The organism is Psychrobacter glacincola (assembly GCF_904846215.1).
GTDB lineage: Bacteria > Pseudomonadota > Gammaproteobacteria > Pseudomonadales > Moraxellaceae > Psychrobacter > Psychrobacter glacincola.
Genome location: NZ_CAJGZK010000003.1, coordinates 88445 through 102721, shown reverse-complemented (window position 1 = coordinate 102721; position 14277 = coordinate 88445). Strand labels below are relative to the sequence as shown.

Sequence of the window (14277 nt, the reverse complement as noted above, 5' to 3'; positions counted from 1 at the left end):
TGACTTTAAAATGCGCAGTTAGCCATTAATTAACTTATCAGTCGCTACCAAAGCTGCAAACCTATCTTGAAGTGCAGCCATTGCGCTATCGTGCACAGTGCTAGCCGTTATGACTTGTCCTGTCACGCTAGGCAGGTCACGCGTGGCACAAGCATCGTGGCAAACAAAACTCTCAAAACCCAAATCAAAGGCCGCTCTAACGCTTGAGCTGACGCACATATGGCTCATAAAGCCTGCAAAAATAATCTGTTGCTTGCCAGCCGACGTTATAAGCGCTTGAAGCTCGGTATCATAAAAGGCATTAGGATGCATTTTGACAATGGTCTTTTCATCATCAAGGGGCTGCAGGCTATCGACAATCTCTACCTTCGATGATAACGGATCAAAAATTTTGTCATTATCCTGACCATGATGAACAATATGAAATATCGGAATAGCTTCTTTTCTAGCTTTATCGAGCAGTAGGCGCGCGTTCGCTGTGGCTTTAATACCGGCATCACCCAACGGCATCGCGCCGTCCACATATTCATTCTGAAAATCAATCATGACGATAGCGCAGTTTGACCAATCAATTTCATTAAATTGACCACCAGCTAATCCAAGTAAGGTAGAGGGAATAGACATTTTATGCTCCGTTCATTAGTAAGCGATATGAGTGTAGATGCTAGATCTTCAATAATTCTGAATGCTAACTGACGATAAATACTAACAACTAACGCTGATAGTATTCAGTACCTGATACGTACAGCACACAAATTCAATGATAAAAAAATGCATGAGAGGCTTAATCGTGATGTCCTAATTACTGCTCTTACGTTTTAAATAGTGCGATTGTGTTTTAATAAATAGTGCGCTTGTGTTTTAAATAGCACTGTTACATCCCCATTTAACCCTGTTGATGAGCGAGTAATAAATGTGTTATCAGTAAGGGCTGGGTAATGTTTTCAAACACATTTCCACGTTATTTTTTATAGAAATATGCTAGCATTAGCGGTTACGTCTATTGTCTCTATTCAAGCTTAACTGCCCTTATTCATACAGACGCGATGAACCGCACGAACGTCAACCGCTACAACCGCTAAGAGTACCTATTGTGATATTACGCCGCTATATGACCCAACAAGTTGCCTCAACGACCGCATTGGTCTTGGGATTTTTGGTGGTGATGATGCTTGGTGGTCGCTTGATCCGATATTTCGGTATTGCAGCCGAAGGCAATTTAGACATCGGTTTATTATTTACCATCATTGGTTATAATTTGCCGTATTTTTTAGAGCTTATCCTACCATTGGCATTTTTTATTGCCTTGATGTTGGTGTTCGGTCGGCTTTACGTTGATCAAGAAATGGCGGTGATTAATGCCAGTGGCGTGTCGCGCGGTCGGCTTGGGCGCTTGATGACGCCATTAATATTGGCGTTATTTGTTGGTGAAGCGGCTTTGTCCATCGTCGGAAAACCATGGGGTGTACGTTCATCTGAGAATGTTTGGCAGCAGCAAGCCTTGACCAGTGCCTTTGATTTGATTCGCCCCAATCAATTCATCAGTAGTGGCAATTATCATTTGTATGTAGGCAGTTTGAGTGATGATAAAAAACAATTGCAAGATGTGATATTGATTCAGTCTGAGCCTGAAAAAAAGGGCAGTTCTGCTAAAAACGATACTGCTATCGACGTTGAAAATACTATCGACCCAGAAACTGCCGAGCAACTCAATATCCCAGAGCTGCCAAATGCGCTTATAAACAATACCGATATTAGTAAAGACACGATTACGCTTGCCAAACGTGCTGAACAAGTAGACATGGGTAATAGTGGCGTGACGCAACTGGATTTATTCCAAGGTCGCCGTTATGAAGTCGGCGCGGGTAGCTTGAAGTATAATCAAGTAGGCTTTGATCGTTATCGTATTACCTTGACGGAGTCCTCCAAAGAAGTCATCACTGAAGACAATATCGAGACGCAAGCGATTGGACCGTTATGGCAAGCGGCAACGGGCAATGCGCAAGTGGGTAGCAATAATGCCATGCGTGCGGCGCAAGGCGAGCTAGGTTATCGTTTGTCACTACCTTGGCTGATGATTATCGCGCCGATGCTGGCAGTACCACTGGCGCAAGTCCGTCCGCGCCAAGGTCGCTGGTTGCGTTTGTTCCCTTCTATTTTACTGTTTGTCAGCTGCGCGCTCGGTATTATTTCACTCAAAAACGCAGTCGGTAAAGGCAGCGTAAGCGTTTGGGCTTATGCATGGCTCATCTTAGGATTTATGGCATTGGCACTGTATATGAATTGGGGCAGCCGCGTGCAGCATCGATTGCGCTTTCGCAAACCAGAAAATGAGCTTTTATCCGCTACTGATAATCAAAACAGTGGCTCGCAAGGAGGGCAGTCTTGATGCGCTCCTTATTTGCAAAATCTCCAGCGACCAATCATTTGGCTGCAAAACCGACCACTCTAAAAGTGCTGAGTCGCTACGTAAAACTCAATGCCTTGCTAGCGATTATTGCAGCGATCATAGGATTGTGGGCATTACAGCTGGTATTCTCTTATTTGTCCGAGCTTGATTCGCTAGATGATGGTTATACGATAGGTGAGGCAATCAAATATATTTTTTATCGCTCGCCTTATTTTTTAGAGCAATTTATTCCAACTGGTGCCTTATTGGGTGCGGTCGTTGGTTTGGGGTTGCTGGCCAATAACAGCGAGCTTGTCGTCATGCGCGCTGCTGGGATTAGTCTCTATCGCATCGTTGGTTGGGTATTACAACCTGCTATGATTTTTGTGGTATTAGCATTATTCATTAACCAGTTCGTATTGCCATATTCTAATCAATTGGCAAATGAGATCAATAGCGAGGATAACAGCTCGCTGGTGACTTCCGTACGCGGTTACTGGACAGTGCAGCCGCGTTTTGAGAATACAAAAAGTGGCAGCACCAAGCCGGATGGCAGTGATATCTTGTATATCGACTATGCCGATGTCAAAGGCAATATTGGTCAGGTAAAGCGTTGGCACTTAGATAATAAAGGCAACTTGCAAACGGCTATTCATGCGGAAGGCGGACAATATGTTGGGCGCGAACCACTTGATACTGTCAGTAGCAAGCCGAGCGAGCAATATCGTTATGAGTGGCAGCTGAACAATATGACCAAGCTGACCATTAATCAAGGCTTTGAGAGTAGCCAAGCCATATCGCCCACAGACACATTGAGTTTACCATTTGCCCCTGAGTCTGTGTATTTGCTCACCCGTCAAGCTGAGGATTTGTCGTTGACTCAGCTATATGAGCATCGTCAGTTTATGCGTCAGCAAGGCACTCGCTCTTTAAGTCACGAGTTGGCGTTTTGGCAGAAACTATTATCACCCTTATCTATCTTATCGCTGGTGATTGTCGCCTGCTCATTCGTTTTTGGCTCGCTGCGAACTCATAGTCTCGGCTTGCGAATTGTTGTGGCGTTATTATTTGGCTTACTGTTTAGCTACGTGCAGGATTTGGTTGGTTTTGTCTCGCTTGCGACTGGTTTTTCGCCGTTACTGATGGTGCTATTACCCATTATTGCCAGTGCGCTATTGGGTGGGTATTTACTAAAACGGCAGATGTAACTCTCAAAATGATGTCGTTTTAAAAGTTTAGCCATAAAAAAGCACGCTAGATTATAAGGATTTAGCGTGCTTTTTATTTGTCTGATTCTAGCGTTTAATCTTTGGTTGCCATGGTAATGGTATAAGTCTTGCCCTGTTTTACTTTTTCGCTATTACCAAAGACTTCGGTAAATGAGCGCTTCATAAATTGACGTAAGCCATTAATCGTCACCACATAAAAGCGTCCACCTTTACGCATACGCGCATGGGCATCAAGAAAATACAGATAATGCTGCTCTTTGCCTACCTTGGCTGGCAGGTTCGACATCACAAGGCTGAAGTCTTTGGTTTTATGGACATGATTAAAACCGTTTGATAAATGCACATCGACATTCTGTAAGCCGTTCTTTTCGCAATTACGGCGCGCATATTCTACTGCCATAAAGTCTTTATCAATCAACGTATGCTGACCGTTCGGACATTCGCGCGCGGCTGCCATACCGAGTACGCCATAGCCACAGCCCAAATCTATTGAGTCATCATCCGTTTGAAAATCCACATAATCGAGCAGCATCAAGCTGCCGTCGTCCAGCTTTTGCGGGGAAAAAATGCCCCACGTAGTCGCAAAATCGAATGGCTTGCCCAGTACGTCTTGACGAAAATTGATGTCTTCGCGCCAGTGTTTTGCTTTTTCTAATAGGTCGCTAGGTGGTCTATGGCTCATGGAATTCTCGAATAATGGATATGAAAAGGTAGGCGTCCAATTTATGACAATCAATAAGCCAAAATAAGTGAACGATTTATAGTGTGTATTGTAACGAGAAAAGGAGCGGTTTGCAGCTATGGATTGGTAGAAGTTGTGCTTGGTATTTGTGATTGGTGTTAAAGGAGGATAATTTAAAAACAGCGACTGTCAGATTTTTTCAGATATAAGTAACCTGTTTACGCATTTATATCGTAAATGCTATAGCATACTTATTGAAGCTATGAAATACTGATAAAGCTAACTGATTGGTCAACTATTTATTATAGTGTCTTCTTGATATGAAGAATTATGGTCATTCTAGAAGCTGCGCCAGCTCACTAATTTCAAACTCACTAGGCTTTACTTAACTAGAAAGGATGCTTAAACATGAATTCTAAAATTAAAACGAAGATAAACCCAACACAAGAAGTCTTTATCCATATCGTACATAGTAAGCGACTAAAGCCCCTTAAGAAGCAACCTGCTGTCAAATGTATTGAAGCGGTAAAACCCATCGATAATGCTTATCTTGCTGAGCTGGCTGGGTCTGATGAATATGTATCTATCGCTTTTTGTTATAAAAATTATAATGAAGAATCCAAGCCTCGTCTTAGTGAGAATGAAAGCTGTGCCGTTATTAGTGTAGAGAAAGCTAAAGAGCTATTGAATACGACAGAGCTAGCTGAAGAAGCGTTAACTGCCGTCAGCATTATTCTGTTTAGCGCTGTATCGCAGACGTTTGGTGGCTTCTTAACGGATGGTGAAACCAGTAAGCGTTATGTGCTGTCAAAAGGTACAGAATATGCAGGCTTATCCTCATTATCGATATAAGATATGAGTCAGAAACTCGGAAAATTGCCTTAAATATAAGCAAGCGTACGTTTCTAATAGATATAAAAAAACGACAGTATTGTCATAATACTGCCGTTTTTTTTGCTTTAATTTATGAGATTTTATATTAGTAATGGAGTCTTGTATATCAGCCCCGTGGATGATGCTGCGCATGAAGTTTTTGCAATCTAGCCGTCGCCACATGGGTATATATCTGCGTCGTTGATAAATCACTATGTCCTAATAATAGCTGCACGCTCCGTAAATCAGCGCCGTGATTGAGTAGATGGGTAGCAAAAGCATGGCGTAAGGTATGCGGTGATAAGTCTTTATCAATACTGGCAACTTTGGCGTATTTTTTTAGCAGATACCAAAAGTTTTGCCGCGTCATATAGCCGCCTTGCGCGGTCAAAAATACCGCTTGGCAATTTCCTGCTTTTAAATGGGCTATCAAATCCCCACGTCCATGCGTTAGATAATCGTCTAAGGCATCTGATGCATATTCACCCAATGGCACTAAGCGGGTTTTATTGCCTTTTCCGGTGATTTGTAGCCAACCAGCATTGAGATTCACTTGCTCTAGTGATAAATTGACCAATTCACTGACGCGCAAACCGCAAGCATAGAGTACCTCTAACATGGCTTTATCACGTAGCCCTAGCGCAGTGCTGCTATCGGGCGCGGCAAGGAGATTATCGACGTCAGCTTCTGCCAAATCTTTTGGCAGTGGACGGCCAATCTTTGGGCTTTTGATACGCTCGCAAGGATTGTCTTCACGTAGGTTGCTGGCAATCATCCACAGATAAAACTGACGCAAACTTGAAAGCATGCGCGCTTGGGTACGCGGCGTTTTGCCGTCTTGAGTAAGAATAGACAGGCAGTGCAGCACGTCTTCAGGCTGCCAACGCGTTAATGGCGTATGATTGGTTAACTCACAGGAGCGCAAATCACGCACATACGCATTACGGGTACGCGTGGCCAAACCACGAGCCAGCATCGCTTGACGAAATTCGGTGATATAAGCCGGTTCATCATCTACGGCCAGCGCTTTTGGTTGACGCTGCTGTACGGCACGGTCGCGGCTCATAAGACATACTCAGTAGTGGTATAGTTAAAATATCTCAAAAACGCTACAGTGCTGCTGGTATAAATTTTTTGCAGCATCTGTCTGCATAGGCACAGCAAGCAAGAAAAATTAATATCAGCAGTACTTGATGTATCGATATTACTTTTTTCTGACTATATAAGAAAATCCAAGTTGATATAGACGATATTTTTTATATTAAGCTGACTATCAATTAATAGTATTTTGCATCGTCATTTTTACGCTTTAAGTATTAAAAGGCACTAAACACCATAGCGAGGTGATTTCCGCATTGCGCGCTGCAAATAGTGGATCCGTATCGTCTTGGCTGCGACCGTGTTTAGGTTGGGTATCGAGACGGTATTTTACTTCTAAACCAGCATCCGCAAACCAGCCCAATAATTCATCACGGCTGCGCAACTGCAAATGTTCTGCCAAATCTGACAGAATCAACCAGACTTCGCCCTGTTCAGCTAAATGCTGCTTTGCACCCTGCAAAAACCCGCGCAACATCGTGCTATTGGCATCATAGACGGCGAACTCTAATGGCGAGGTTGGCTTGGCGGGCAACCAAGGTGGATTGCAGACCAACAGATTGGCCAATGGCGCATCAGTTGGATACAAGTCCGCTTGCTGCAATTGCACAGCTGACTCTAAACGCGCAAGGTTTTCACTGGCACAGGCTAATGCACGCGGATTTAAATCCGTCGCAATCACTTGTTTCACACCGCGCTGCGCCAGAATAATTGCAAGCAAACCGGTTCCGGTGCCAATATCAAAGGCGACATCATAAACAGCTGGCAACGGGGCATCGAGTAACAGCTGCACATATTCATGACGGGTTGGTGCAAAAACGCCATAATGCGGGAAAATTGATAGACTCAAATTTTCAATTGCCACGCCTTTTACGCGCCACCCCGCCGCACCTAACGCACCTTGCAGGTCACGAAATGAGAGTAAGCATGACTCATTCAACTCACCAAAAGCAGCGGTACAAGCGGCACTGACATCAGGGGCGCGGCGTAACTGGCTGATGTAACCGACATCAAGCTCTAATAATAAACGACTTAATAAGCGTGAACGCTGAGATTGGACTTGGCGTTGCTGATGAAACAAATTAGGGATTACTTTAGAGGGTACCAAAGCCTCATCTGTAGGTTTAGCAAACTTAGCAGATTTATTAGTCGCTTTGTTGATTTTGCGCTGCTCAGAACGCTCATTCGCACGGTCAATACGTCGAGTAATGGCTTGCAGTAGTTGCCTTGCATTATTAAAATCACCGCGCCACAGCATTGACGTACCAGCACAAGCCAAACGATAGGCCTCATCGGCTGTTGTTTTGTCGTCGACCACAACAATACGTGCAGGCGGCACATGATTGCTTTGAGACAACCAGCGAGCTTGACGTAAGGTTTCGTTCTCAAACCACTGCACGTACTGTATTTCTGTTGTTAACACGCGACCTACCTTTCAGATGTGAATGATTTTTTTCTAGAAAGCAAAGAAATCTTTGCATGATGTATTGCGCTAAGCGCTCTTTTTCTTAACTAAATAACGATAAGTGGGCGCATCGTTTAGCGTTTCTTGATGGACAAGGGTATGTCCCAGATGCCGACAGAAATTAGGAATATCACGCGTAGTGGCAGGATCAGTGGCCAATATCTCAATCACATCGCCGCCATCCGCTTTACGAATTGTCTTATGCAGCATCATGACCGGCTCAGGACAAATCAGCCCTTGGGTATCTAGATGATGGTGAATAGTCGTGTCTAATATTGAAGTCGTCATATTTTATTTTATAAACCTAATAGATAAGTTTGGTAGCTGGATACTTGTTTGTTACTGATTTTATAAAGGAGTATTTTCAGTGCTGTTATTATTCTCAGGTAAATCGGCTAGGGCTAAGAAACTAAAGAAGCGTTTAAAACTTACTTTGAATAAAAAAGCCACCCCGAGCCACGATGCCAATCCTAACCAAGCCGTATCGGCAAATAATAGCCCGCCGATCAGAATAATACTTGAGACACCAATGGTCATGATAACCATCGAGGTTTGATTGAGACGATAGCGATAGATAATAAAGGCATTATATAGCGTCAGTGGAATGGTCAGCGCCACCAAAGCATAAGGCAAGTTATAGAATAGTTGATACAGGAGCTGATTGTCATGAAAGGCTTTGATACTAGCGATGGTGCCAAAAACCATAAAAGCGATAATAGCGGCATAAATGAGATAAATAGCTATTTGGTTGACACGTTGGGCGCCTTTGATGCGCGCAATAGCAAGCGGTGCAAAACCATGTCGCGAGCTATTGTGCAAAGAGTGGTCTGAGACAGTGGTCATAGTAATCAGTCATTTATTCGTTTGGATTGAGGAGGTACAGTTAATTCACTTTCAAAAGGGTACAGAACTACTGAGGTTAATGATTCGCAGCCTCTGTCTGCGTAGGCACAGCAAGCAAGGAAAATTAACCCCAGTCGTGATTGATAACATTTGTATTTCTTTTATGTAGAACCGACTATATCAGGTATTGATGGGATATTAACAAGAAAGCTAATGCTCAATTAATCTGCTTTGATGGCGTCGATGGCGATACTGCTATGAGGATCAGCAAAGTAGGTCGACATTAGAATACAGGCAGAGATATCATCAATCGGCTCGCGCTCATTTTGGATCCAGCCGTTTTCCCATGCTATCTCGCGCGCGGCGACAGATGTGAGGCGCTCATCGCATAGAGATACGATCACAGGTAAATGCTGCTCCATGATTCTATGTGCCAGACGACGGGCAAATTTATGCGCGCGTTTTGATAGCATAGAGCTGCTACCATCCATATTTAACGGCAGTCCGACTACCACCTTTGCCACGCCCCAAACCTTGATAATACCAAGCAGATTATCCCAATCAGGTTGACCATTATTCATCGCTAAAATATCAAAGGCACGCGCCGTTTCTGTCAGGCTATTACCGAGTGCCATGCCCATTTTTTTAACCCCATAATCTAAGGCTAAGATAAGGTGCGGCTTAATTGCAGGTTCCGCAATGCTGATATCAGTGCTATCTGTTACAAAAGTGCTATCTACCATAGTAAGGGGTGTTTCCTATTTTTATTTCTGTATTCGTTTAGCATATGAGATTAAGCATGACCGATGTCGCTGCTCAAATAATCAAAATTGACCCCAATCTTATCAGCGGCTATTTGCCAGCGTTCTTCAAAAGGCGTATCAAACAATAAGTTTAAATCAGCAGGGCATACCAGCCAGTCGCCGTTAGCAAGCTCACGATCAAGCTGTTTTTTACCCCAACTGGCATGACCTAAGCAGAGCTGATAATGACCAACGCCTTGACCGGCTGCAATACGTTTGAGGATATCTTGGCTGGTAGTGATGCAGACATTTTCTGAGATGGCAAAAGAGGATGCCCATTCTGGCTGACCTGTATGCAGCACAAAGCCCACCTCAGGATACATAGGACCACCTTCTAATGCCAGATCTTCCATCACCTGCGCATCGGTCACTTCAATATCCAAGTCTTCTAGCAACTTACCCACGCGGGATTGCTCTAAGGGACGATTGACCATCAGACCGAGGGCGCCGTGTTTATCATGACGACAGATATAAATCAGCGCCTGCTCAAACCGTGGGTCTGACAGCTCAGGCGCCGCGATTAAAAAATGATGGGTCAAATTGGCTTTGGACATAGAGACAAACGCAACCTACTAATAAAGGTAAGAAACCACTATATGGCGATAATGAATAAAAAATCAACTAAAGCAAGCATTTAGCAATCAGAAGATAATTATGATGGTCAATTGATGGTCATTTAACATCACTCAATAAACTGCGTGCATGGTCACGAGTGACGTCGGTGATAATAACACCGCCAGACATACGTGCCAGCTCATCGACTTGCGCGCTCTCGGTTAAGATGACAAGCTCACTTTCAGTTTGCTGGTCATGGTGCTTTTGTACCAAGATATGCTGATGCGCTTGCGCGGCGACTTGGGCTTGGTGGGTAATGGCAAGCAATTGCTGCGTTTGCCCAAGGGCGCGCAACAGCTCACCGACCACTTGTGCCGTACCGCCACTGATACCGACATCAACTTCGTCAAAGACGAGCATCGGTTTTGCCGCATTATTATCGGCATTGGTCGCTTGCAAGACCTGCATCACCAGCGCCATACGTGACAACTCACCGCCTGAAGCGATTTTGTGTAGCGGCTGCATCGGCATACCAACGTTAGCACTGAATAATAAGTCGATATCATAGCAGCCTTGCCCATTATATTGACTAGGTTCTATTTTCTTGGTAAAAACAAATTCGCAGCGTGCATTAGGTAGGGCAAGTGGCTGTAGTTGCTTAATCAGCTGTTTACTGACAATCGGTGCAGCTTTTGCGCGTTTTTTATTTAGCTCAGTTGCTAGTGCTATATACTCTTGCCATGCTTGCTCGATTTGCGCTGCCATTGCATCGCTGCTTGGCTCGTTTTCTAATTGTTCTAATTGCGCTTCCCAGCCTTTTGCTTCATGAATCAAGTCGCTAGCTGGCAAGTTATGCTTACGTGATAGGCGATGACCTAAGCTGATTAAACTGTCTAATGACTGCAAACGCTCAGGATCAGGCAATTGCTGCTCAGCATAATCTGACAATAAGCCAGTCACTTCAGTGATGTGCTGCTGCGCCAAATGCAGCTGTTCTGAAGCTTGCTCAAAGGTTTGGCTCACGCTCATTTGATTATCGCACAGCTTAATCGCTTGCCCGAGCAAGGTCATTACATCGGGCTCATCGGTATCATTATCGAGCAGATGCAAGCCATGACTGGCCTCGATCATGAGTGCTTCAAGATTAGACAGCTCTTCATGTTCCGCTTCTACTTCTGCATAATCAACGACTAATAATGGTGCGATATCTGCTAGCTGGCTTTGCAACAGTTGAATACGATCTTGGCGCTGCGCTTCACGACTAGCGAGATCGTCAGCGCGGCGTTTAAGTTGCTGATAAGCTTGATAGCTACTTGCGGTTTGCGTAGCAAGAGAGGTTATCTGCGCCATTTCATCTAGCCATTGCACCACAAACTGAGGTTTTAACAGTGCTTGCTGGGCATGCTGGCTATGAATATTAACCAGTAATGCACCCAAACTTTTCAGCTCAGCCAAACTAACGGGCGCGCCATTCAACCACGCTTTTGAGCGTCCTGTATTGCTAAGCTGGCGGCGAATCAATACTTCTGGCTCTTCTAAGCCTCGCTCATTTTTGGCAAACCATTGGGCAATGACAGGATTATTTTCTACATCAAATTGCGCGTAGATATCGGCATGGGCGGCGCCATGCCGGACCATCGCACTGTCTGCGCGCTCGCCGACACATAAAGACAGCGCGTCAAGCAATAGTGATTTGCCAGCCCCTGTCTCACCGGTAATGACATTGAAGCCTTCAGCCACACTCAGCTCATGCTGAGCGATCAACGCAAACTGATGTAAAGTTAATGATACTAGCATCAACGCCTCTCATGACAGACAACAACCCTCAAATACGATGTAATATCATACGAGGAGGTCATCTTTACAATAGGTTAAATAAAGGAATGAATCAGTTCAGACTGCTACATAGATAAATGCAATTGGCAAATAGTATGGTGGTAAATAGTATGGTGGTAAATAACCTTAAATACAAATATTAAAGGTAATCAATAACATCAAGCCAAGCTGTCATAATAAGCTGAACTTTCGTGCCGCTGTAACAAATTTTATAGATATAATGTGGTAGCATAATCTCACATAATGATAAACTCTTATCACCATATTTTTATCCATTCTACTACAGAGCCGTGAGCTTATAGAATATGATATAAATCTGTATGTCATTAAGTATCAGTAATAAATGGTTATTTTTGAACCTATAAAACAAATCAACACTATAATCCGCTCACAGCAAAGTAAAAACGATATGGCGTTGATAGTAAAAGATAGATATAACAACAGTTATCTAGGCAGTTGATTATCTACAAATTCAATTTGGTTTTTTAGTTGGCAATAATTATTTGACAAGGAAGCCACTATGACAGCGGCGCAATTTACTAATGTAACAGTCAATGCTCAAGCTACGATATCCTACGATGGTCGTTGCTCAAGCCATACCATTATGTTCGAAGACGGTCGTCATAAAACATTGGGTGTTATCTTGCCTTGTGACAATTTGGTCGAGCATTATCACTTTAGTACCAATACCTCTGAACGTATTGAACTCACCAGCGGTGAGTGCGAAGTCAAAATAAACGGTGAAGAAGAATTCAGCTATTACCGTGCAGGACAGTCATTCGTGGTTGAAGGTAACAGCGGTTTCAATCTACGTACAGAAGAGATCGTCCAGTACATCTGCCACTTAGAAGGCTAATACGCCTCAATGCGTTTTTAGATGATTGATGACGCCAAAAAGCCAATGATGCAAAAGAGATAAATCTTATGAGGTTTATTTCTTTTTTTTGGCGACATTATTTAGATGAAGCTGGTCATTAGTTGCTACAATTAGCCACTTCTCTTTTTATCGCATATTTTTTATCGTACCGTGCGATACCCACTTTATAATCAATAGGCCTATTATGGCAAAACCTACCTATTTTTATGGCATTCACGCCATTGATGCCTTGCTTGAATACCGTCCTCTTGATGGACTCAGTTTGTTTGTGCAGCAAGGGCGCGAGACTGACAGTCATGTACAATCTATTATGGCGCAAGCACGTGATAATGGTATCAGTGTTCAACCAACGCAAAAAGACAAACTTACTCAGCTGTGTGGTAGCCCGCAACATCAAGGTGTGGTATTGAATGCCCGTCCATTAGGCTTCGCTGATGAAGGTTTAATCGATACGCTTGCAGGGCGTGATGATTGTTTGCTACTGGTACTAGACCAAATTACCGATGCCCATAACTTTGGTGCTTGCTTACGTACAGCAGTTGCCATGGGCGTAGATGCCGTTATTTGTCCAAAGCACCATGCAGCAAGCTTGACCCCAACGGTCGCCAAAGTGTCAGTCGGCGCAGCTGAGATGATGCCTATTGTTAGCGTGACCAATTTGGCACGCACGCTGACAAAGATTAAAAATGCCGGCGTTTTTGTGTTTGGTACTGCTCTAAATGCTGATGCCAAGCCAATCCATACCGCAGACCTGACTGGCAAAACGGCCATTATTATGGGTTCAGAGGGCGAGGGGATGCGCCGCCTGACAACAGAGAGCTGCGATGAGCTGGTTTATATTCCGATGTCAGGCAACGAGCATGGCAATTTGCAAAGTTTAAATGTCAGTGTGGCGACTGGTATGGCTTTGTATGAGATCAATCGGCAGCGAACTTTAGCTGCTGGGCAAGCTTAAGGTAGTCTTGATGGAGCGGCTCTAATTGCAAATATAGTGCCGCAAGATCACTCTCGTTTAATACCACATCATCGGCATGACGATTGCGCTCTTCGCGGCTTAATTGATTGACCATAATAGCCTTAATTTTTTGCACACTTAGCGCATCACGTTGACTGGCGCGCACAAGCTGGGTATTTTCTGTAGCATCCATCACCAAAATACGTTGGCATAAATTGGCAAGCCCCGCTTCTGCCGCTTCAATCAATAGCGGCGCCGACAACACTACATAAGGTGAGGTACTCTCTGCCAATTGCAGTTTTGCGGCTTCACGTATCGCGGGATGGGTAATCGCTTCAAGTTCAATTAGAGCGTCGGGATAAGTAAATACATGGGTTCGTACAGCGGCGCGGTCCATATCACCATCGGCGTTTAGTACCCAATCACCGAATTTTCGTTGGATTTTGCGCAACGTTGAGCTGCCTTTGACAACCACCTCATGCGCAATAACATCTGCATCAATAATATCGATTCCTTGCTGCGCGAACCAGTCGCTGGCGGCCGATTTGCCACTGCCGATGCCACCCGTTAAACCCACTACCAACGTTTTGCTTTTATGTTCAGGTATTTGTGGCTGATACGAATAAGGTGAAGATGCTGCTGCGTATTTTGACATAATAATGACTTATCTGA

At 44.1% G+C, this 14277-nt stretch carries 15 protein-coding genes; 5 read left to right on the top strand and 10 right to left on the bottom strand.

Going from position 1 to position 14277, the window contains the following annotated elements; genetic code table 11:
• Positions 1-18: 18 nt before the first annotated feature.
• The gene (locus tag JMW90_RS02765; RefSeq protein WP_201561571.1) at positions 19-624 is read right to left on the bottom strand and encodes a cysteine hydrolase family protein; all 606 of its coding nucleotides are present in this window, start codon (positions 622-624) and stop codon (positions 19-21) included.
• 487 nt (positions 625-1111) lie between these two features.
• Between JMW90_RS02765 and JMW90_RS02760 the strand changes: the two genes are divergently transcribed.
• Together JMW90_RS02760 and lptG are read left to right on the top strand one after the other, a co-directional pair.
• Positions 1112-2389: an LPS export ABC transporter permease LptF gene (locus tag JMW90_RS02760; protein WP_201561570.1), complete on the top strand. Its 1278-nt coding sequence runs from the start codon at positions 1112-1114 to the stop codon at positions 2387-2389.
• Entirely contained in the window at positions 2389-3597 is a 1209-nt protein-coding gene (lptG, locus tag JMW90_RS02755; protein WP_201561569.1) for an LPS export ABC transporter permease LptG, read from the top strand. Before JMW90_RS02760 ends, lptG begins: the two co-directional genes overlap by 1 nt.
• Positions 3598-3691: 94 nt before the next feature.
• Here lptG and JMW90_RS02750 read toward each other — a convergent pair whose 3' ends face one another.
• Entirely contained in the window at positions 3692-4300 is a 609-nt protein-coding gene (locus JMW90_RS02750) for a class I SAM-dependent methyltransferase (protein WP_201561568.1), read from the bottom strand.
• A gap of 408 nt (positions 4301-4708) precedes the next feature.
• On the opposite strand from JMW90_RS02750, the gene JMW90_RS02745 reads away from it, so the two are divergent.
• Positions 4709-5152 carry a hypothetical protein gene (locus tag JMW90_RS02745; RefSeq protein ID WP_201561567.1) on the top strand — a complete coding sequence of 148 codons (444 nt, stop codon included), beginning with the start codon at positions 4709-4711 and terminating at the stop codon, positions 5150-5152.
• Between the two features lie 148 nt (positions 5153-5300).
• On the opposite strand, the gene xerD is transcribed toward JMW90_RS02745, so the two are convergent.
• The 7 genes from xerD to recN form a co-directional block, all read right to left on the bottom strand.
• A complete protein-coding gene (gene xerD, locus JMW90_RS02740; protein WP_201561566.1) occupies positions 5301-6239 on the bottom strand; it encodes a site-specific tyrosine recombinase XerD in 939 nt (312 codons plus the stop codon).
• Between the two features lie 243 nt (positions 6240-6482).
• Positions 6483-7694, bottom strand: coding sequence for a methyltransferase (locus JMW90_RS02735; protein WP_201561565.1), 1212 nt, complete (start codon positions 7692-7694; stop codon positions 6483-6485).
• A 69-nt stretch (positions 7695-7763) separates the two neighbouring features.
• The gene (gene tusA / locus JMW90_RS02730) at positions 7764-8024 is read right to left on the bottom strand and encodes a sulfurtransferase TusA (protein WP_020442453.1); all 261 of its coding nucleotides are present in this window, start codon (positions 8022-8024) and stop codon (positions 7764-7766) included.
• Between the two features lie 60 nt (positions 8025-8084).
• Positions 8085-8579: a hypothetical protein gene (locus tag JMW90_RS02725; protein WP_201561564.1), complete on the bottom strand. Its 495-nt coding sequence runs from the start codon at positions 8577-8579 to the stop codon at positions 8085-8087.
• A 221-nt stretch (positions 8580-8800) separates the two neighbouring features.
• Positions 8801-9322 (bottom strand): Holliday junction resolvase RuvX, encoded by a 522-nt coding sequence (gene ruvX / locus JMW90_RS02720; protein WP_201561563.1) that lies wholly within the window; start codon positions 9320-9322, stop codon positions 8801-8803.
• A 50-nt stretch (positions 9323-9372) separates the two neighbouring features.
• The gene (locus JMW90_RS02715) at positions 9373-9936 is read right to left on the bottom strand and encodes a YqgE/AlgH family protein (RefSeq protein WP_201561562.1); all 564 of its coding nucleotides are present in this window, start codon (positions 9934-9936) and stop codon (positions 9373-9375) included.
• Between the two features lie 118 nt (positions 9937-10054).
• Complete coding sequence (gene recN / locus JMW90_RS02710) at positions 10055-11734, bottom strand: DNA repair protein RecN (RefSeq protein WP_201561561.1); 1680 nt, start codon at positions 11732-11734, stop codon at positions 10055-10057.
• Between the two features lie 559 nt (positions 11735-12293).
• On the opposite strand from recN, the gene ppnP reads away from it, so the two are divergent.
• On the top strand, positions 12294-12629 hold the full coding sequence (gene ppnP, locus JMW90_RS02705; RefSeq protein WP_201561560.1) for a pyrimidine/purine nucleoside phosphorylase: 336 nt from the start codon (positions 12294-12296) through the stop codon (positions 12627-12629).
• A 205-nt stretch (positions 12630-12834) separates the two neighbouring features.
• Positions 12835-13605 (top strand): 23S rRNA (guanosine(2251)-2'-O)-methyltransferase RlmB, encoded by a 771-nt coding sequence (gene rlmB, locus JMW90_RS02700; RefSeq protein WP_201561559.1) that lies wholly within the window; start codon positions 12835-12837, stop codon positions 13603-13605.
• Here the strand turns inward: rlmB and coaE are convergent.
• Complete coding sequence (coaE, locus tag JMW90_RS02695; protein ID WP_201561558.1) at positions 13568-14260, bottom strand: dephospho-CoA kinase; 693 nt, start codon at positions 14258-14260, stop codon at positions 13568-13570. The two genes, rlmB and coaE, sit on opposite strands and share 38 nt — an antisense overlap.
• Between the last annotated feature and the right edge of the window lie 17 nt (positions 14261-14277).